General features: G+C 63.6%; 24 protein-coding genes. All 24 read left to right on the top strand.

The annotated features are described in order from the left end of the window. Window positions 1–6: 6 nt before the first annotated feature. On the top strand, window positions 7–237 hold the full coding sequence (locus AB4Y36_RS38130; RefSeq protein WP_368685684.1) for a hypothetical protein: 231 nt from the start codon (window positions 7–9) through the stop codon (window positions 235–237). Next, window positions 234–1,673 (top strand): DUF1073 domain-containing protein, encoded by a 1,440-nt coding sequence (locus AB4Y36_RS38125; RefSeq protein WP_368685683.1) that lies wholly within the window; start codon window positions 234–236, stop codon window positions 1,671–1,673. The genes AB4Y36_RS38130 and AB4Y36_RS38125 overlap by 4 nt, the downstream gene beginning before the upstream one ends. After that, complete coding sequence (locus AB4Y36_RS38120; protein WP_368685682.1) at window positions 1,627–2,454, top strand: phage minor head protein; 828 nt, start codon at window positions 1,627–1,629, stop codon at window positions 2,452–2,454. The genes AB4Y36_RS38125 and AB4Y36_RS38120 overlap by 47 nt, the downstream gene beginning before the upstream one ends. A gap of 13 nt (window positions 2,455–2,467) precedes the next feature. Next, a complete protein-coding gene (locus AB4Y36_RS38115) occupies window positions 2,468–2,680 on the top strand; it encodes a hypothetical protein (RefSeq protein WP_368685681.1) in 213 nt (70 codons plus the stop codon). Window positions 2,681–2,682: 2 nt separating this feature from the next. Further along, on the top strand, window positions 2,683–3,930 hold the full coding sequence (locus AB4Y36_RS38110) for a DUF2213 domain-containing protein (protein WP_368685680.1): 1,248 nt from the start codon (window positions 2,683–2,685) through the stop codon (window positions 3,928–3,930). Between the two features lie 26 nt (window positions 3,931–3,956). Further along, window positions 3,957–4,436 carry a hypothetical protein gene (locus AB4Y36_RS38105; protein WP_368685679.1) on the top strand — a complete coding sequence of 160 codons (480 nt, stop codon included), beginning with the start codon at window positions 3,957–3,959 and terminating at the stop codon, window positions 4,434–4,436. A gap of 76 nt (window positions 4,437–4,512) precedes the next feature. Further along, window positions 4,513–5,481 (top strand): DUF2184 domain-containing protein, encoded by a 969-nt coding sequence (locus AB4Y36_RS38100; protein ID WP_368685678.1) that lies wholly within the window; start codon window positions 4,513–4,515, stop codon window positions 5,479–5,481. An 11-nt stretch (window positions 5,482–5,492) separates the two neighbouring features. After that, entirely contained in the window at window positions 5,493–5,825 is a 333-nt protein-coding gene (locus AB4Y36_RS38095; RefSeq protein ID WP_368685677.1) for a hypothetical protein, read from the top strand. Continuing rightward, window positions 5,822–6,352: a DUF4054 domain-containing protein gene (locus AB4Y36_RS38090; protein WP_368685676.1), complete on the top strand. Its 531-nt coding sequence runs from the start codon at window positions 5,822–5,824 to the stop codon at window positions 6,350–6,352. Before AB4Y36_RS38095 ends, AB4Y36_RS38090 begins: the two co-directional genes overlap by 4 nt. A 34-nt stretch (window positions 6,353–6,386) precedes the next feature. Continuing rightward, on the top strand, window positions 6,387–6,812 hold the full coding sequence (locus AB4Y36_RS38085; RefSeq protein WP_368685675.1) for a hypothetical protein: 426 nt from the start codon (window positions 6,387–6,389) through the stop codon (window positions 6,810–6,812). Further along, entirely contained in the window at window positions 6,809–7,177 is a 369-nt protein-coding gene (locus tag AB4Y36_RS38080; RefSeq protein ID WP_368685674.1) for a hypothetical protein, read from the top strand. The genes AB4Y36_RS38085 and AB4Y36_RS38080 overlap by 4 nt, the downstream gene beginning before the upstream one ends. Then, window positions 7,164–7,649 (top strand): hypothetical protein, encoded by a 486-nt coding sequence (locus tag AB4Y36_RS38075; protein WP_368685673.1) that lies wholly within the window; start codon window positions 7,164–7,166, stop codon window positions 7,647–7,649. The genes AB4Y36_RS38080 and AB4Y36_RS38075 overlap by 14 nt, the downstream gene beginning before the upstream one ends. 72 nt (window positions 7,650–7,721) lie before the next feature. Then, window positions 7,722–9,230: a DUF3383 domain-containing protein gene (locus AB4Y36_RS38070; protein WP_368685672.1), complete on the top strand. Its 1,509-nt coding sequence runs from the start codon at window positions 7,722–7,724 to the stop codon at window positions 9,228–9,230. 24 nt (window positions 9,231–9,254) lie between these two features. Further along, window positions 9,255–9,689, top strand: a complete 435-nt coding sequence (locus AB4Y36_RS38065) for a phage protein (RefSeq protein WP_368685671.1) — start codon at window positions 9,255–9,257, stop codon at window positions 9,687–9,689. A gap of 11 nt (window positions 9,690–9,700) precedes the next feature. After that, on the top strand, window positions 9,701–10,186 hold the full coding sequence (locus AB4Y36_RS38060) for a phage tail assembly chaperone (RefSeq protein ID WP_368685670.1): 486 nt from the start codon (window positions 9,701–9,703) through the stop codon (window positions 10,184–10,186). A 96-nt stretch (window positions 10,187–10,282) separates the two neighbouring features. After that, window positions 10,283–11,998, top strand: a complete 1,716-nt coding sequence (locus AB4Y36_RS38055) for a hypothetical protein (protein ID WP_368685669.1) — start codon at window positions 10,283–10,285, stop codon at window positions 11,996–11,998. Beyond that, window positions 11,995–12,204, top strand: a complete 210-nt coding sequence (locus AB4Y36_RS38050; RefSeq protein ID WP_368685668.1) for a hypothetical protein — start codon at window positions 11,995–11,997, stop codon at window positions 12,202–12,204. The genes AB4Y36_RS38055 and AB4Y36_RS38050 overlap by 4 nt, the downstream gene beginning before the upstream one ends. 9 nt (window positions 12,205–12,213) lie before the next feature. Beyond that, complete coding sequence (locus tag AB4Y36_RS38045; protein WP_368685667.1) at window positions 12,214–13,011, top strand: phage baseplate protein; 798 nt, start codon at window positions 12,214–12,216, stop codon at window positions 13,009–13,011. Continuing rightward, complete coding sequence (locus tag AB4Y36_RS38040) at window positions 13,008–13,346, top strand: hypothetical protein (RefSeq protein WP_368685666.1); 339 nt, start codon at window positions 13,008–13,010, stop codon at window positions 13,344–13,346. Before AB4Y36_RS38045 ends, AB4Y36_RS38040 begins: the two co-directional genes overlap by 4 nt. Window positions 13,347–13,354: 8 nt before the next feature. Continuing rightward, entirely contained in the window at window positions 13,355–14,314 is a 960-nt protein-coding gene (locus tag AB4Y36_RS38035; protein WP_368685665.1) for a hypothetical protein, read from the top strand. Continuing rightward, window positions 14,311–15,060: a Gp138 family membrane-puncturing spike protein gene (locus AB4Y36_RS38030; RefSeq protein WP_368685664.1), complete on the top strand. Its 750-nt coding sequence runs from the start codon at window positions 14,311–14,313 to the stop codon at window positions 15,058–15,060. The genes AB4Y36_RS38035 and AB4Y36_RS38030 overlap by 4 nt, the downstream gene beginning before the upstream one ends. A 222-nt stretch (window positions 15,061–15,282) precedes the next feature. Next, window positions 15,283–15,648 carry a hypothetical protein gene (locus tag AB4Y36_RS38025; RefSeq protein WP_368685663.1) on the top strand — a complete coding sequence of 122 codons (366 nt, stop codon included), beginning with the start codon at window positions 15,283–15,285 and terminating at the stop codon, window positions 15,646–15,648. 52 nt (window positions 15,649–15,700) lie between these two features. Then, entirely contained in the window at window positions 15,701–16,774 is a 1,074-nt protein-coding gene (locus tag AB4Y36_RS38020; protein ID WP_368685662.1) for a baseplate J/gp47 family protein, read from the top strand. Window positions 16,775–16,779: 5 nt separating this feature from the next. Further along, a partial coding sequence (locus tag AB4Y36_RS38015) for a DUF2612 domain-containing protein (RefSeq protein WP_368685661.1) occupies window positions 16,780–17,413 on the top strand: 634 nt, incomplete at its 3' end.

Below are 17,413 nucleotides of genomic sequence, written 5' to 3'. Positions count from 1 at the left end.
GCAAGCATGACGACCTTTCATGACTACGTGCCGGTGGCGGTCACGGTACCCGACCCGCCGCCTGACGACCCGCCCTACATTGACGAGGACGAAGGCACCTACCTGGGCGATGCCCTTGGCGGCTCGCTGCGCGATATCTGTCCTGCCTGCGGCGGCTCGGGCGGCGACCCGTACAACGATGGCCTGCTGCCGTGCACGCGCTGCGGCGGTGAGGGCTGGTACTGGTATCGGACATGAGCGCTCTGCCCGCGCCGCGTGCGCCGCGTCATCACGCCGGGGTCCACTGGCTCGATACGCTGCGCAACTTCGTTGCGGGCCTGATGACGCGCTCCGACAAGATGAGCTATGGCGCGTATGTCTTTCGCAACCGTATCAGCCAGCGCGAGCTGGAGGCGATGTACGCCAGCAACTGGCTCTGTCGCAAGGTGGTCGATGCGCCCGCCGAGGACATGACGCGCGAGTGGATCAACCTGGAGACGAACAACGGCGACGCGCGCGAGACGCTTGAGGATGCGGAGCGCGAATTCAGCGTGGTCGATATCGTGACCTCGGTCATCAAGTGGGGGCGGCTCTACGGCGGCTGTGCGCTCTACCCCTCCATCGAGGGCGACGACCCGGCGATGCCGCTCGATGTGGAGTCGATCCGCCCCGGCACGCTTAACGGCCTCATCGTGCTCGATCGCTGGCACATTTTCCCGGCCTCGAACGTGCCGATGATCGACCTCAAGAATCCGAACTGGCGACCGGAGTTTTATCGCATTCGCGGCCCGAACCAGCAACTCATTCACAACTCGCGGCTGCTCATCATGGACGGCTCGCAACTGCCGGTCACGTTGCTGCGCCTGAACCAGTGGTGGAGCGACAGCGTACTGCAGTCACTGTACGACGAGCTACAGCGCAATGACACGGTTGCGGAGTGCACGGCGAGCATGTTTTTCGAAGCCTGCGTCGATGTGCTCAAGATCGACCAGCTGCGTATCCAGCTTGCGAGCGACGAAGGAACGGAGACGCTGAAAAAGCGCTTCGAGCTGGCGGCGCTCATGAAAAGCGTCAACCATGCGCTGGTGCTCGATGCGCAGGACGACTACGACAAGAAAATCAACAGCTTCGCGGGTATCCCCGAAGTGCTGCGCACGTTCATGGAGCGCATTGCAGGGGCGACCGACATACCGGCCACGCGTCTATTCGGCGTCGCGCCTCGCGGCATGAACGCGACCGGCGAAAGCGACATGCGCAACTACTACGACGCCATCAAGAGCAAGCAGGAAAAGACGCTGCGCCCGGTGCTCGAACTGCTCTACGCGATCCTTTCGATGAACGCCTTCGGGCGGCTCATTGACGATCTCGAAATCTCGTTCAAGCCGCTCTGGCAGATGAACGAAAAGGACGCCGCGCAGGCCGGTTTGTGGAAAGCACAGCGTGACGAAATCTATATCAACCGGGCGGTGGTGACCGAGGCGAAGGTGCTGCAGCAGCTACGCGCCGACAACACCTATCCGATCACCGACGACGATATCAGGGCGGCCGAGGAAATGGCTAACTACATGCCGCCGCCACAGCAGGGATTGCCGGGTGTTCAGTCTCCACCAACTGGTCAGCCAGCGGCGAACGCGGGAGGGGCGGCTGGTGCCGCTGCGACCGCGCCAGCTACGGCCAGCGCGCCCGTCGCATAGGGTCGAGCTGCGTTACCGCAATGCGCTGCTGGTGATTGCGCGCGAGCTTGCCAGTGCCACGGCCACGCATCTGCTGCCGGTGCTGCGCTCGTACGAGTGGGCCTATCACGTTGGCGATTCTCTCATGCGCGACGTGCGCGACGTCACGAGCGGCGCTGTGCTGATGGCCATCGAACGCGCGATCGCGTCGATTTCGGCCGACACGGTTTCGCGCATGGCATGGCGTCCCGAAGCGCTCGCGGAAGCGATGATCGGCGCGCAGAACGAGGCGACCAAGGAAGCACTGCGCACCTCGATCCAGAGCGCCTACGGCCTCGACATTACGGCGCTGCTGGAAGGGCAGGACATTGCCCCGACGCTCAACCTTGCGCGCCGCATGAACGTCGAGCTGATCCGCTCGATCCCGAGCGAGTACCTGCGCGGGCTCAATCAGCGTGTGTTCCTGGGCGTGCAGCAGGGCGCGCGATACGAAACGCTCGCCAGTGACATTCAGGAACTGTACGGCGTGACCGAGAACCGCGCCAAGTTGATCGCGCGCGACCAGACCGCAAAAACGAATGCCGCCATCACGCAGGCACGGCAAACCGATCTCGGCATCACGCACTACCGGTGGTCCACCGCGGGCGATGAGCGCGTGCGCGAAACGCATGCCGCGAACGAAGGGAAGGTGTTCGCCTGGGACGATCCGCCCGCCGAGACGGGGCACCCCGGCGATGACGTGAACTGCCGTTGCGTTGCCATACCGCTGCTCGGCTATAGCGAGAACGGCGAGGAAGTGTAGGAGGGATTTTGTCATGGCCATTACCGCCAAGGGGCGCGCTCGCATTGCCCCCGAAAACTTTGCCTTGCCAGGCAAGCGCTACCCGGTCAACACCCCCGCGCGCGCACGCAACGCGCTCGCGCGCATCGCGCAGCACGGCACGCCTGCCGAGCAACGCAAGGTGCAGAACAAGGTAGCACGCCGCTATCCGGGGATCGAAGTCACCAAAAACGACCGGAAGAAATAGCCATGCGCGAGTTTATCGATGTGGAGATGAGCCGCCGCGTGCAGCACCCGGACGGCTTTGTAACCGTGCCTGCGCGTGTGGCGCGTACCGGCGTGCAGTTCTACCGCGCCTTCGAGCTGGATATGACGGATGGCGACCCGATGCGCGTAATCGGCGTCTACCGCCCGCCCGAAGAAGTGTTTGCACCCGCCTCGATGGCGACCTACAGCGGCACGCCCATCACGAACGAGCACGTTGGCAGGGTCACGCCGAAGAACTGGAAAGAGAAGGCGGTCGGGACCGTGGTCGCGCCGCACCGCGACGGAATCTATGTCGGCGCCGACCTGATTTTCCAGTCACAGGATGCGCTCGATGCCATCGACGCGGGCAAAAAACAGCTCAGTGCCACGTATGACGCGACGCTTGACTGGACCGCAGGCACGCACGAGGGGATGGCTTACGACGCAGTGCAACGGGATATCCGCATCAATTCCGTCGCACTGGTAAGGGCGGCGCGCTGCGGCGCGGCCTGCTCGATCGCTGATGCGGAAATGCCAGGAGCTAACGCCATGAGTACTCGACGCATTGTTGTCGATGGCATCCCGCTTGAGCTTGACGATGTTGCGGCAGCGACCGTCGAGAAGTTGCAGTCGCAACTATCTCAAGCGCAGGCCACGATCGAAACGCAGAAAACCGCACTCGCCTCCACCGTCAGATACGGAGAAGCACAACTAACGGTCAGCAATCCCAGCGCCATTCAGGCTGTCATTGACGACCAGGCCACACGGATCGCCCAGCTTGGCAAGGACGCGATGACGCCCGAGCAGCGCGACGCGATGGTGGCCGATTGGGTCAAGACGCTCGATCACGCCAAGCGCCTCATGCCGAAGATCGTTACGGACGGCAAGACGTGCGCAGCGATCCGCCGCGAGGTAGTCGCCTCCATGTATGACGCGCGCAAGCCGCTCATTGACGCGGTGTTGTCAGGCAAGTCGCTCGATGACGCCGACGAAGCGTCGATTCGCACTGCGTTCGCGGTCCTCGCATCGAGCGCAGCCGAGCCCGCGCCGCGCCGCAGCGACCCCGTAGCTGATGCGCTCACCGCCTCGATGCGCGCCGAGGATGCCGCCGCGAAGGGTGGCGGTGGAGGCGGCAGGGATGGCGCGCGCGAACACGCCGTGACCGCTGACGGACTGCCCGACCCGGACGCTGCGCGCGCGAGCTGGGTCAAGCGGCAGACGACGCGCCTCGTGCGCGTGGCGGCCAAGTGAAAGGTAACGGGTAATGGGAGAACGTCATGGGAAGAATCGACCTTGGTACATACGGCGATCTGCTGTTCGATCCTGGCATTCCGGGTATGGACGTGGACGTGAATATTTCGTCCATCGTCTCGTACACGAACAACACCAACGCGCCGATCGGTCCCGGCTATGCCGTGGGCGTCGATGGGGATGGCCGCATTGCGGCGCTCGCGGCGGGCAGCGAAGTCGCCGGGATTACGGTGCGGCACGCGGTGTGGCCTGCCAATGAGGAAGGGGAGTGGTTCTATCCGCCGAGCGCGCCGGTCCCGGTGATGGAATTCGGGCGCGTGTGGGCGATCTGCAAGGCCGGATGCGAGGTAGGCGATGCGGTAGGCGCGGACCTCGACGGCACGCTCACGGTCGGCGGCGCACTGCCGGTGGCCGGCGCGTTCTGGGATAGCAAGGCCGCAGCGGGCGGCATCGCTATCGCACGCGTGAACCGTATGAAGCCAGCCGCCGCCGCTGGTGGCGACTGAACACCAAACATAAGGCATCAACAGTAAGGCATGCGAGCCGCCCGAGAGGGCGGCTTTTCTTTTTTAGGGGAGCGCAATGAAGCCGAACCGACTCCAGGTGTTCCGGGATTTTCTCTCGAACCCTCAACTGCAACTGGTGGACTCGCCCGAGGCGCTTGCGTTCCTCGTCTCGCAGCTCGCCTATATCGAAACCGAGGTGTTCGAACGGCTGCGCGAGCCGCTGGACTATGAACGCCTCGTGCCTATCAGCAACGAGCCTGGCGATTGGGCTACGAGCGTCGCATACAAGATGAAGGACTATGCGGGCCGTGGCCGCCGCCATGCGCTGAAAGGCCGCGATCTGCCGCGCGTTGACGTCTACTACGCCATGGAGACGATTCCGATCGAAACGGGCGCGCTCTCCTATGCGTTCACGTTCGAGGAATTGCGCACGAGCGGCCACCTCAACCTGCCGCTCGACACCGACCGCGCCGAGGCATGCATGGACGCCTACGAGCGGCACATGAACGTTGTCGGCCTCTATGGCGAGTACGAACTGACGGGCGTTTTCAATAACCCGTATGTGCCGGTCATGCCCGCCATTACCGGCGACTGGCTCAACCCGGCAACCTCGCCCGATGCGATCCTCATGGACGTGAATCGCGCCATCACGCAGGTCTGGACACAGACCAAGCGTAACAGCGTGGTCGATACGATCGTGCTCCCCGGCCCGCAGTTCGGCCACATTGCCAGCACGCCGCGCTCGCCCAACAGCGACACGACGATTCTGACGTTCCTGCAGGAAAACAACCTCTCGCGCGTTGAGCACAACACCAATGTGGATTTCGTCGGTGGCCCGGACCTCGATGAGGCGGGCACCAACGGCACGGCGCGCATGATCGTCTACGAGAAAAACCAGCGCAACCTGGTCATGTATATCCCGATGCCGATCATTTTCCACGCGCCGCAAATTTTCGGGCTCGAGACGCAGATTCCGGCCGAGTACAAGTATGCCGGGGTGAACTGGAAGTATCCGAAGTCCGGCCTGTATGTGGACGGGCTCTAAGGGGAATTTTCATGGCTGATAGCAAGACGCGCGAAGCGTCGGTGGTCTACGTGCAGAACAGCAGCAAGGCACCCGTCATTATTCCTGGTATCCCGCGCAATATCGAGCTGGCCGCGCGCCGCATCACGCCAGTGGATGCGACCGTGTGGGCGAAATTCAAGGCATCGAAGTTCGGCAAACACTACGTCGATGATGAGACGCTAACCGAGGCGAGCGCCGAGGAATATACCGAGCAGCCCGAGACGCCTGCACAGACCGCCGAGCGCGAGGACGCCGAGGCCGAGACGGAAAATGTCGCCTCGCGCCGGCGCCCGAAAAAATCCCCGCCGCCGTCATCGTCATGAGCACGCGTCGCGCCGCGCCGGAAGTCACGGTTGCGGAGTTTCGCGCGCGCTTTCCCGAGTTCGAATCCAACTCCGATGAGCAGGTTACGGCGGCGCTTGAAGATGCGTTGCCGTGGAATGGCTACTCGCGCTGGGAAAGCAAGTATGTGCAGGGCGTGTGTACGCTGGCGGCTCACCTTCTCGCGCTCGCGAACCAGCGCGCGCAGAGCGCTAGCGCGGCTGGTGGAGGCGTGGCTACGGGCATATTCCGCTTCGCACTCTCACGGCGCGCAGGCGCGCTCTCGATCACGTATGGCACGACGGGCAGTTCGTCAACGACTGGCGGACCTGGACAGGTGCCGTACTTTCTGTCGCTGACGACCTACGGCATCGAGTGGTGGTCCATGGCGCGCATCGTCGGCATGGGCGCAGTCGTGCTCAACGCCAGCCTTCCGTTGCCTGGCACGCCGATCCCGGCCGAGCCGCCCGATGAGCGCGACGAGTATGGATCGGGAGTCATGTATGGCCCAGACTGGCCCGCCCTTTGACTTCTCGAACCTCGATCGCATCCTCGATCGGGTTATGTCCACGCCTAAGTATGAAGTCGTCGTCGGCTACCCCGCAGATAGCGGCGAGCACGAGGGCGGCGGCATCACGCTTGCCGAGCTTGCGGCCATTCACGACCTGGGCGCACCGGCAGCGGGTATCCCCGCGCGTCCGTTCCTGCGCCAGTCCGTATTCAACCGGCGCGAGCGCTACATGCGCGGCCTGGCTGCGGACCTGCGGCGCGTCTATGCGGGACAGGCCACGCTCGACTATGCCTACGGGCGGCTGGCGCTGGACGCCGCGGCGGGAGTGCAGGAGGAAATCACGAACCCGGTTCCCGCCTTCGTGGAGCTAAAGCCCGCGACGGTAGCGCGCAAGGGCTCATCGACCCCGCTCATTGATTCCGGCCAGCTACGGCAGTCCGTGCAGGGTATTGTGCGCCGCGCAGGGGAAACGAAATGATGAATCTCGCAGACGTGGTGCTCGACCCGGAGTGGGTAGGCGAGTGGCCGATTCACCGCCGCAGCGGCCACTACGACGCGGGCGGGCATTGGGTCGAAACGCTCACGCCTGGCACGATTACCGCTGCGATCCACCCCGCGAGCGATGACGCCATGGCGATGCTGCCCGAGGGCGAACGCTACCTTGAGGGCATCAAGGTCTATGCGCTCGAACCGGTCAGGCAGGGCGACCAGATCGAATGGCATGGCGACCGCTGGCGCGTCGCGCGCCTGCAGGACTACAGCGATTATGGCTTTTACGACGCTACAGCGACTCGACTCGGGGGCACTACGGTCCCGGGTGGCGGCGCTTTTGCAACTCCCTAGCGGCGACGTGCGCGAAACGTGGTCGGGCGGGCCGGTCGGCGGTCGTGCCTTCTGCACGTTCTGCCTGGAGTCGGTGATTCCGCTCGGGCCTGCGCGTACTGACTTCTACGGCCAGTCCGAGCGCGAGCGCATCACGGTTTCGGTGCTCGAAACGTGGGTTTTTGAAGCCTACGGCAACGGCGCGGATGAGTTCGCAGAGTTCGCGCGCGCCGCGATGCAGGGCGAGAGTGGGCAGGCGATGTTTCGCCGCGAGCGCTGTGCGCTCATCGACACGCGCCCGAGCCTGGACCTCACCGGCCTGGCTGGCCAGCAGGAGCACCGCTCGCGCTTTCTCGCCACGCTTTCAACGGTGCGCATTTTTGAAACGGAGCTGGAGGCGATCCGGCTCGCGGACCTGTACGTACACACAACGATGGGCGCAGACGAACTCGTGATTGAACACGTTCCGGTCAGACCGCCCGACGAACCGTGAGCTTGCGCGAATGCGCAATTTCGCAAACCGAAGCCCCGCCACGCGCGGGGCTTTTTTTATGGACGCGCGCAAATGACTACCTCGCTTCCGCTCTCGCTGGTCGTAAATGTCCAGCTCAATATCCAGCCGCTTGCACCGAGCCGCCGCAACTTCGGCATGATCGTGCTGGTTACGCCCGAAGTGGAGCCGTTCACGTCACAGGGCGCGACGTGGCTGCTCTACGGCTCCATCGACGCGATCGGCGCCGCCTTCGGCATTAACTCCGAAACCTACGCGGCGGCGACGAAGTTTTTTGCGCAGTCGCCGCGCCCGCGCCAGATCCTTATCGGGCGCTGGGACGCCGCCGATGCGAGTATCCCCGCGACGGCCGCCGCCATCTTCGGTCGGCCCGTCACGCGCCCGGTCGGTGACTTCGCCGCGCTCTCGTCGGCTACCTTTAGCGTGCCCGTCAATGACGTGGTGCGCGCGTTCGAGGGTATCGACCTCTCGGGGCGTACCAGCTTCGCGCAGATCGCAACCGCGATCGATGGCGTGACCCGCCCCGAAGGGCTCGGCTTCCGGTGGGATAGCGCCGGTACCCGCTTCATCGTGGAAAGCCTGACGCTTGGCGCGACCACGCAGATTGGCTTCGTCACTGGCGACTCGACCGACCCTGACTATATCGGCGCATGGCTCGGCCTGGATAACGTCGCGCCCACCTACATCGTGCCGGGTGTGGACCAGCAGCAGCTCGGCGCGCAGACCATCCCCGAGGCGCTTCACACGCTCTCGCAAACCTACAGCGACTGGTATGCAGCGGTCGTGTGCAAGTCGCCTCTGAGCGACGACGAAATCAGCACGACCACGGAATACATCATGGCTGCTGACCGCAAGGTGTTCGGCGTCACGTCGATGAATGCCGCACAGCTTGAAATGGTGCAGACCAACGTTTTTCGACGGCTCTACGACCAGCAGGCATATCGCGTCGTTGCGCAGTATGACCACGACGACCGCTATGCAATCGTCTCGTTCCTCGCGCGTGCACTCGCGGTCAACTTCGCGGGCAGCAATACCACGCTCACGATGAAGTTTAAACAGCAACCGCTGGTTACGCCCGAGCCCATCACCGAAACCGAGGCCGCGAAGGCCAAGGCGCTCGGCATGAATTACTACGCCTACTTCGACACCGTGCCGATGGTCGCGGAGGGCATGGTCATCGGCGGGCGCTTCTTCGATGAGATCCACATTCTGGACTGGTTCTGCGACGCGGCGCAGAAAAACGTGTTCGCCGTGCTTTACCAGAGCGTGACGAAGGTGCCGTTGACCGATGCCGGTACGCACCGGCTCATCGCCGCGATTGAGCGTGCCTGCAAGGATGGCGTGCGCAATGGCGCGTTCGCACCTGGCGTGTGGAACGGCGATCCGTTCGGCACGCTGGAGACTGGCGATTACCTCGACACGGGCTGGTACATCTGGGCCGACACGGTAGACAACCTGAGTACGAGCGACCGGCAGGACCGGCGCGCACCGCCTATTCAGGTGGCGCTCAAACTCGCGGGCGCGATCCACCACGCGGACGTCATTGTGAATTTTGACCGCTGATTTTAGCGGCTTGCGGGAGGCATCATGGCTGTCTTTGATCCCAAACAGGTTAGCGTACTCATCAACGACTGGCGGCTCCAGGATTGGGCCGATGGCAACGACGTGATCGTTGCGCGCTTCCAGGTCGATCATGGCGAACTGACCATCGGCGCGGGCGGCACTGGCGTATTCGTGCAGAATCCCGATGAGTCGGGCTCGCTCGTGATTCGCATGAAACAGCACACGCGCGATAACGCCGTGCTCGACGTGTGGCGACGCGCGCAGCGGCAGAGCATCAAGAGCTTTGCGCCGCTCTACCTGTCGATCCGCGACCTGCTCAACGAGGACGTGTGCACCGCCGAGAACGGCTATTTCACCACGCCGCCCGAGTACCAGCGCGGCAACGGGCACAACGCCATGACGTGGACCATGGTCTTTACGAGCTTCACGATGCGGCTCGAACGCGGCTTGTTTGAATAGGAGGGCTAATCATGGATGCACCGGTACGCGAGACGGAGCGCGCGGAGAAGGCGGAACGCAAGATTACGCTAGGCGACGTGACCTATGTTTTCATGCTCGCGCCGGCCGAACCGGCTTTCGACATGCTGCTGGAGCACGTCACGCCGCTACTGCAGGGCTTTACCGTTCCGCTCGACAAGGCGGGGCATATCTCGGAATGGCCGGTAGGGCGTTTCGCAGCGGGTTTGAGTTCGCCCGATGCGCGCGTGATACGTGAATTCCTCTATAAGTACATCGCCGTTGCGCGGAGTGGCGGGCAACCGTTCCGGCTCGAAGATGACGGCCAGCGCGCCGTGCACTTCAACCACTATCGCGGCCACATGATTCCGCTCATCCTGAAAGCCTTCCAGTTCCAGTTCGACAGTTTTTTCGACGGTGGGGTACTCGCACAGATTCTGCCCCGCCAGATGGTCGACACGTTGCGGGCAAAGTTAAGTGGTTTCTTTTCCGGCCAATAATGCGCGGCCTGTGCACGCGGCACGAGCTGCGCACGGTCTACTCGCTGGAGGATTTGATGGACTTCCACGAAGCGCTGGACGAATGGGACCGCGCCCATGCTGATCGATGAATATCTGGTCAAGCTCGGCGTCATCGCTGACGTAAACAAGGCGGCGGCGTTCCGGGGTGAACTGCTCAATATCGGCGCCGCCGCGACAAAGGTGGCGGGGCTCGTCGTCGCTGGCGCTACGGCGATCGCGGGCTACTTCGCCGCGAGCGTGGGCGACCTCGACCGCCTGGGCGCAATGGCGCGCAACACCGAGACGAGCGTCGCATTCATCCAGCAACTCGGCTATGCCGCCACGCAGACTAACTCATCGGTCGATGATGCGCGCGAGTCGATCACGCGGCTGGCTAAGGTGATGGGCGAGGCGCAGAACGGCATCGGGCGCGGCGCGAAAGCCTTTGAAGCCTACAACCTCTCGGCGCGTAATGCGGACGGCACCACGAAAGGCATGAATCAGGTGCTTGGCGACATACAGGAGCGCATGCGCGGCATGAATGCGATGCAGCAGACCGCGTTTCTGCAGCGCATGGGAATTAACGCATCGATGCGCGAGCTGCTAAGTCTCACGAGCGAGGAATTCGGCAAACTCATCGACCAGGCCAACGAGTGGGGCGTCAATACCGACGAGCAGGCCGCAGCCGCATCGAACCTGCACAACCGTTTCAAGGATTTGCGCTTCGGGCTCGGGCAGTTCCGTACGCTGGTGGGGCTCTCGCTCATCCCGACGCTCGATCGCATGATCGCCTCATTCAAGGCGTGGTTTCGCGAGAACAGGGTGCTCATACAGGACGGCCTTAACCGCCTCTTTACGGCGGTGCAGTATGTAGGCCAGATGGTGATTAATTTCATCAGTTTCCTCGACCGGGTGATTGGCAAAACCATCGGCTGGCGCAATGCCGTGCTGCTCATCGCGGGCGCATTCGCGATCTGGAATCGCGCGATGCTGCTCAACCCGATAACGTGGATCGTCGCCGGCATCGCAGGGCTGCTGCTGCTCATCGATGATCTCATGACGTATCTCGACGGCGGGCAATCAAGCCTCGGCGCGTTCTGGGGGCCGTTCCTGGAGTACGTCAATCAGGCGGCGGTCGCGTTCGCGCCGGTATGGCAGGGCATCAAGGATCTGGTCGCGGCGCTCGAACCGCTCGCGCAGCTCGTCAACATGATTTTTGGCGATGTGTTTATTGCGGCCATCGAGACAGTCACGCTCGCTTTTACGACGCTGGTCGATCTGCTCACAACCGGCCTCGCGGGCTGGGTCGCGCTCGCGCGTGGCGATCTGCAGGGCTTTACCGACGCCTTCCGCAACGCATTCAACATCATCGAGGCGCTGGCGAACAGGGTGTTCGGCACGATCGGCAAGTTGATCGACAACACGCTCGGGCGCGTCGCGGCGTTCGCGGGCACGTTGATACAGGGCGGCAGTGCGCGCGACGCGGTGGCCGCAGCACGCAATGCCGTGCTACCCGGCAATGCGGGTATCGCGAGCCAGGCCGAACTGGAGGCACGCGGGCAAGCGCTCAATACGGGCGGGCCGATGCCAGCCGGGACCGGCAGTTCGACCGCGAACGCACTGCGCAACCTGCCGAGAAGCCAGGGCGGCGCGGGTGCCACGCGCACGGCGAACAACAATCTGCTCACACAAAACGTGACCGTCAATGTGCAGAGCACCGACCCCGGCGCGGCAGCACGCGCCGTCAAGACGGAATTGCAGGGCACCGCACGGACTGCGGTGGGAAACATGGGCTCTGGAGTCGTGCAATGAAACTTCGCTATCTGGTTTTGCCGCTGGCGCTCGTCGCGTGCGAGAGCATGCCAGGGCATGAGGAAAACGCGCGCGCCGCGCTCTCGGCGTTCTGCCGTCTGCACAAGGCCGAGATTTTCCATGTGCTCCTGACGCCGAAACAGGTCGAGGCGGGCAATGTGGTGTGCGCCTCCATCGGCCTGCCGCTCGGCGCCGAACCCGACTAGGCTCGCGCGATGGACGTCTATCTGATATCGCGCCTCATCGGCACGGTACGGATTGACCTCACGCAGCAGGAACAGCACGACTCCACGATGCGCATCACCGACAACCCGGTCGAATCCGGGGCGGTGGTGGCCGATCATGCGGTACTGGAGCCGCGCCGCCTGACGGTGCAGGGCTTGATGGTGGACTGGGCTCCTGCGGGCGTGAATTATTCGCTGGCCGATAGCATCATCCCGCGCGAGAGTGCCGATTTTCTCAACCTCATCGCGCTCCCGGTGCCGCTCATGACGTTCACGCCGCAGACGCTGCAGCAGGCCCGCCGCAAGCTCGGCCCCGCGCTCTCGTATGTGACGCCGGTTATCGCGCTCGATCTGCAGCGCGCGCTCGCGCCCTGGCTCCCCGACTTCCAGCCGGTCGATACGCTCGACATGTCCAGCGGATCGCGGCGCGTTGAGCAGGTTTTCGATGCGCTGCGCGCGATCCAGAAAAGCGGCGAGATGGTTGAAATCATTACCGGCTCGCAGCACTACGAAAACATGCTCGTGGTGGCCGCGAGCATGACGCAGACGCGCGACGGCAGCGCAGCGCTCTCGGTCACGGCGCAGGAACTGTTCATCGTGGAGACGCAGACCGTGAGCGGGATCACGGTCGCAGGCGGCGGGCCGACCGGCCCGGCAGCGGGCGCGAAAAGCGGGCGCTCGGATGCGCAGTCGTCGGCCACGCGTAACAAGGGCAATGTGCAGACGCCCGACGCAGGCACGCTCAAGCGCTCATCGCTCAATGCCCTGACGGGCGGGTGGTCGCTGTGAATATTGTGCCGGCCGACGCGACGCCCGCGCAACAGATGACGGTGCACTACGGCACGGATGCGCTCGAACTGACCATCATCTGGAATTCGGTAGGCCAGCACTGGCGCATGGATATCTTCGACGTGAATACCTCGGAGTACATCGCGCAGTACGTGCCACTTGAAGTCGGCATCCCGATCGGGCAGCGCTACGGGCGCGAGTGGATTTTCATGCTGGCGGACCTCTCCGCGGCGCTGCTCGACCCGGTGAGTATCGATGACCTCGGGCGGCGCTGCGTGCTCATGATCGGCAGCATGGATGAAGTGCGCGAAGCCGCGCCAGTGCCGTTGCAATGAGGCAGTAAATGCAGCAGTTCGGTCGGCGCTACCAGCTCATCATAGGCTCGCGCAGCGAGGGGTTTGCATTCAACAATCTGCGCGTCGCCTTTGAGGTGACCAAGACGCTTGAAAAGACCCCGAACCCGGCAAAAATCCGTATCTGGAACCTCACGCGCCAGCACATGGGTGCGGTACTTTCGAAGCTGTACACGACCGTTGCGCTCTCGGTCGGCTATGAGGCGCTACGGGTAATCTACGCAGGCGATATCGTGAAATCCAACGTGGAGCGCGACGGCATGGATTTCGTTCTCGAGCTGGAGTGCGGCGACGGCAATACGGCCTATACCAGCGCGCGGGCGAACATGACCCTGCCAGCCGGTACGACCGATGCACAGGCTGCGCGTGCGCTCGTCGGCACCATGCCTGATACCACGCGCGGGGCCATGGGCGTGACCCGTACCGAGGGCAGTGCGAGGGCGAGGGTGTATTGCGGCAACACGCGCGACTGCCTCTCGAACCTCGCGCGCGCCAACGAGGCCGACTGGTCGATCCAGGACGGCGCAATCGTGATGCTCCCAGCCAATGCCGCGATCGCGGGCGCAGGCCCGCTTATCAGCCAGGACACCGGCATGGTCGGCATGCCCCGGCAGACCGACAACGGGCTTGAAGTCAATTGCCTCTGCAATCCCGCAATCCTCGTAGGCGGCGTCGTGCGTGTGCAATCGATCCTGCCCCACTACTCGGGCGATTACAAGGTCGTGAGCGTGCACCACTCGGGCGACTTTGCCGAGGGTGACTGGCTCTCGCAACTGGTCGTCATCGGTGGCCAGTTCCAGAAGGTCGCAAAAGAGACACCCCCAAAGGGGCCTGCGGCTGGCTCAGACGGCTCTGGAGACGATGGCGGCTACGAGGTGGGCTCACAGAACCTCGCCGCGCTCGCAACCGGCCAGAAACGCGTCTGGAGCGTCGCGGAACTCGCGCCATGAACCACGGCAACTATCCGTTCGAGCAGGGCGGGTTCGAGCGCGCGCAGGACACGGCCAGCAATGCGCTCTCGCTCGCGCTGCGCGTGGCGATGCCGGGGCGCATTGACTTCTTCGACCCGGACTCGCAGACCGCGACCGTACAGCCGATGCTCGCGCAGCTGCTCGCGGACGGCACGAGCGAAGCGTATCCGGCGCTGCCCGATGTGCCGGTCTACTGCATGCGCGGCGGGCCGTACTGCGTGACGATGCCCGTCAAGCCGGGCGACGACTGCCTGCTGGTTTTTGCAGACCGGTGCATCGACGCGTGGTTTTCGAAGGGCGAGGCATTGCCGCCCGCCGACTACCGGTTGCATGACCTCTCGGACGCCTATGCGCTCGTCGGTGTCTCGCCGCGACCGAAGGCGATACCAGGTTACAAGCCGGATTCCGCCGAGCTGCGCTCCGTCGATGGCGCGCAGGCGGTCACGCTCGACCCGGACGGCACCGTGACGAACCGCAACAGCGCGGGCTCGACCGTACTGACGCCTGCTGGCGGGTTCGTCATCAACGCGCCGGCCGGAATTACGCTCAACGGCAATACGTTGCTCGTAGGCGACCTGTCCAGCACGCCAGGCAACGGCGGGAGCGGACAGGCCGCGCTCGCCAACCGGCTGACGGCGCTGGATATCACGACGCCGAACGTGGCGAGTCACGACCGGCACTCACACAACGATCCACAGGGCGGAAACGTGGGCTACCCCTTCTAAAGGCTTCTGCGACCTCCCCCCGTTGTTCTGTCTCATGCCGCCTTGCGCCGCAGCATTGGGGCATGGGGAATGAACCAGGTCGCAACGGCGCGCGCGGTTCCCTGATGGTGACCGCCGCGCGCCCTTTTTATTCGCAGAGCGTGCGCATAGCGTGCGCGTTTTCCCGTCAGGCCCGTTCGAGCTTCGCTGCTCGCGCGGGCCTTTTTGTATGGATGCGAGGCGATGAAGGTAAGACGGCTCGATGCCTACGGCGACTGGACGTTCGGCCAGGGCACGGCGAACTATGCCGACGATGGCGAATCGACCGCGCAGCGCGTGCGCACGCGCCTGCTGATGTTCCTCGGTGACTGGTTTCTCAACCTTGCAGTCGGCATGCCGTGGCTGACCGATTTCGAGCGCCCCGCCAACCTGGCCGATATCGAGCGCTCCGCGCGCCTCACGATCCTCCAGACAACGGGCGTCGCGCAACTCGATTCGCTCGACCTCACGCTCTCGCCCGATCGCGAGCTGCAAGTGACCGCCGAAGTGCAGACGACTGACGGCAACGCCTCAACCGTGGTGGTGAGCTATGGGTCAGCTAACCGATAGCGGCTTTGTGATTCGTCGGCTGGACGAAATCATTTCGACTATGGACGCCGGGATGAAAACCATCTACGGCGCCGATATCAGCACCGACCCGGACTCGCCCGATGGCCAGATGATTGGCCTGTGGTCGCAGGCGCTAGCCGACCTTGAAGAACTCGCGGGCGAAATGTGGCGGCAGATGGACCCCGACTATGCGACGGGGCCGAACCTCGATCGCGTGGTGAACTTCGCGGGCATCCGCCGCACAGTGGATAGCCCCTCCTACCTGCGCTCGGTGATTCTCTCGGGCACGCCGCTCATTTACGTGCCTGCCGACTCGCTCGCGCGTGACCAGTCCGGTATCCAGTGGCGCTCGATGCAGCGCGTGCGGCTCGATGCGAACGGCAGCGCGCGCGTCGATTTCCAGAGCGTCGATGCCGGTGCGTTCAATGTCGGCGCGAATACGGTGCTCGATATCCTCGCGGGCGTGACGGGCTGGGTCAGCGCGATTACCTCGCGCGCGGCCACGACCGGCACCGACCAGGAGACGGACCCGCCATTGCGCGCCCGCTTCTACCTCTCGCGCGAGCGCACCGCGCAGGACGATGCCAGCTCCATGCTCGGCAACCTGCTCGCGCTCAACGGCGTCGATGATGCGCAGGTCTATGAGAACTATAAGAAGTATGTCGACCACAACGGCACCGAGCCGAACTCCATCAATGCGGTGGTCAACGGCGGCGATGAAAGCTCCATCGGCCAGGTCATTTTGCAGCGCAAGCCAGCCGGGACAGGCATGCAGGGCGAAAGCACGGTCTATGTGGTTGACCAGTTTTCGCGCGTGCGCGAAATCGTGTTCGACCGCCCCACCAAGGTAGCGGTGCACGTCGAAGCGCAGGTTACGCGCCGCGCGAACTTTACCGATATTGACGATGAGGCGATCGCGGAAGCGCTCGCGCGCCTTAACTTCAAGATCGGCATTCCGGTTATCCGCACCGAGCTTTATGCGCCGATGTACAGCATTCCTGGCTTCATCGTGACACGCCTGTGGATCGGTACCGATACGCTCGCGCCCGCCGAGCAGGATATCGCGATCGGCCCGCGCGAGAAGGCCGTGATCGATGCGGACAACGTCTCTATCGTGGTGGTTTAAACATCATGGCCTATAGCGATCTGCTCGTCTGGCAGTACAAGGGCAAGCCACGCGCGAAGGCGACCGCCGAGCTGTTCGATACGCTCGTCAAGCCGACCTGGGCGGGCTTCATGGCCTTGATGGACACCTACGATATCGACCACGTAACGGGCATCTCGCTTGACGTGATCGGGCGCATCGTCGGCGTCTCGCGCATCCTGCAGGGAGCCGCGCCGCGTACCTTCTTCGGCTTCAACGGCGAGCCCGACCAGACCAGTTTTCCTAATCCCTATGCGGGGCCGTTCACGCGCGGCCAGCGTCTGGGCGGCAAGTGGTACCGCTACGGCGGTGCGATCGCGGACAGCGCGACGGCCAACGATGAGGAAATGCGCACGCTCATCCGCATGAAGGTCGTCAAAAACTATCAGGACGCGTCGCTTCCGAACCTCATTACCGGCGCAATGATCCTCACGGGCGGCGCGTATGCGAACGCCGTCGATAACCTCGACATGACGGTCACGCTTTTCATTATCCGCTCGCGCGTCACGCCCTTTGTCGAATTCGTGCTCAATTACATGGATCTGCTGCCGCGTGCCTCGGGCGTCGAAATCCTCATCAATACCGACTACGACTTTGACCCGCAGCTATTTGTGACGATCC

Origin of the sequence: Paraburkholderia sp. BR10936 (genome assembly GCF_040965735.1) — a bacterium.
Taxonomy (GTDB): Bacteria; Pseudomonadota; Gammaproteobacteria; order Burkholderiales; family Burkholderiaceae; genus Paraburkholderia; species Paraburkholderia nodosa_A.
This window is presented reverse-complemented; position numbering and strand designations above follow the sequence as displayed.

Bases quoted from the DNA above. Each gene is read 5' to 3' on its own strand.
- AB4Y36_RS38060 (WP_368685670.1), top strand. From the start codon at position 9,701: ATGGATGCACCGGTACGCGAGACGGAGCGCGCGGAGAAGGCGGAACGC.
- AB4Y36_RS38025 (WP_368685663.1), top strand. From the start codon at position 15,283: ATGAAGGTAAGACGGCTCGATGCCTACGGCGACTGGACGTTCGGCCAG.
- AB4Y36_RS38115 (WP_368685681.1), top strand. From the start codon at position 2,468: ATGGCCATTACCGCCAAGGGGCGCGCTCGCATTGCCCCCGAAAACTTT.
- AB4Y36_RS38070 (WP_368685672.1), top strand. From the start codon at position 7,722: ATGACTACCTCGCTTCCGCTCTCGCTGGTCGTAAATGTCCAGCTCAAT.
- AB4Y36_RS38080 (WP_368685674.1), top strand. From the start codon at position 6,809: ATGATGAATCTCGCAGACGTGGTGCTCGACCCGGAGTGGGTAGGCGAG.
- AB4Y36_RS38065 (WP_368685671.1), top strand. From the start codon at position 9,255: ATGGCTGTCTTTGATCCCAAACAGGTTAGCGTACTCATCAACGACTGG.
- AB4Y36_RS38020 (WP_368685662.1), top strand. From the start codon at position 15,701: ATGAAAACCATCTACGGCGCCGATATCAGCACCGACCCGGACTCGCCC.
- AB4Y36_RS38090 (WP_368685676.1), top strand. From the start codon at position 5,822: ATGAGCACGCGTCGCGCCGCGCCGGAAGTCACGGTTGCGGAGTTTCGC.
- AB4Y36_RS38100 (WP_368685678.1), top strand. From the start codon at position 4,513: ATGAAGCCGAACCGACTCCAGGTGTTCCGGGATTTTCTCTCGAACCCT.
- AB4Y36_RS38045 (WP_368685667.1), top strand. From the start codon at position 12,214: ATGGACGTCTATCTGATATCGCGCCTCATCGGCACGGTACGGATTGAC.
- AB4Y36_RS38105 (WP_368685679.1), top strand. From the start codon at position 3,957: ATGGGAAGAATCGACCTTGGTACATACGGCGATCTGCTGTTCGATCCT.
- AB4Y36_RS38030 (WP_368685664.1), top strand. From the start codon at position 14,311: ATGAACCACGGCAACTATCCGTTCGAGCAGGGCGGGTTCGAGCGCGCG.
- AB4Y36_RS38055 (WP_368685669.1), top strand. From the start codon at position 10,283: ATGCTGATCGATGAATATCTGGTCAAGCTCGGCGTCATCGCTGACGTA.
- AB4Y36_RS38130 (WP_368685684.1), top strand. From the start codon at position 7: ATGACGACCTTTCATGACTACGTGCCGGTGGCGGTCACGGTACCCGAC.
- AB4Y36_RS38050 (WP_368685668.1), top strand. From the start codon at position 11,995: ATGAAACTTCGCTATCTGGTTTTGCCGCTGGCGCTCGTCGCGTGCGAG.
- AB4Y36_RS38035 (WP_368685665.1), top strand. From the start codon at position 13,355: ATGCAGCAGTTCGGTCGGCGCTACCAGCTCATCATAGGCTCGCGCAGC.
- AB4Y36_RS38110 (WP_368685680.1), top strand. From the start codon at position 2,683: ATGCGCGAGTTTATCGATGTGGAGATGAGCCGCCGCGTGCAGCACCCG.
- AB4Y36_RS38125 (WP_368685683.1), top strand. From the start codon at position 234: ATGAGCGCTCTGCCCGCGCCGCGTGCGCCGCGTCATCACGCCGGGGTC.
- AB4Y36_RS38095 (WP_368685677.1), top strand. From the start codon at position 5,493: ATGGCTGATAGCAAGACGCGCGAAGCGTCGGTGGTCTACGTGCAGAAC.
- AB4Y36_RS38085 (WP_368685675.1), top strand. From the start codon at position 6,387: ATGTCCACGCCTAAGTATGAAGTCGTCGTCGGCTACCCCGCAGATAGC.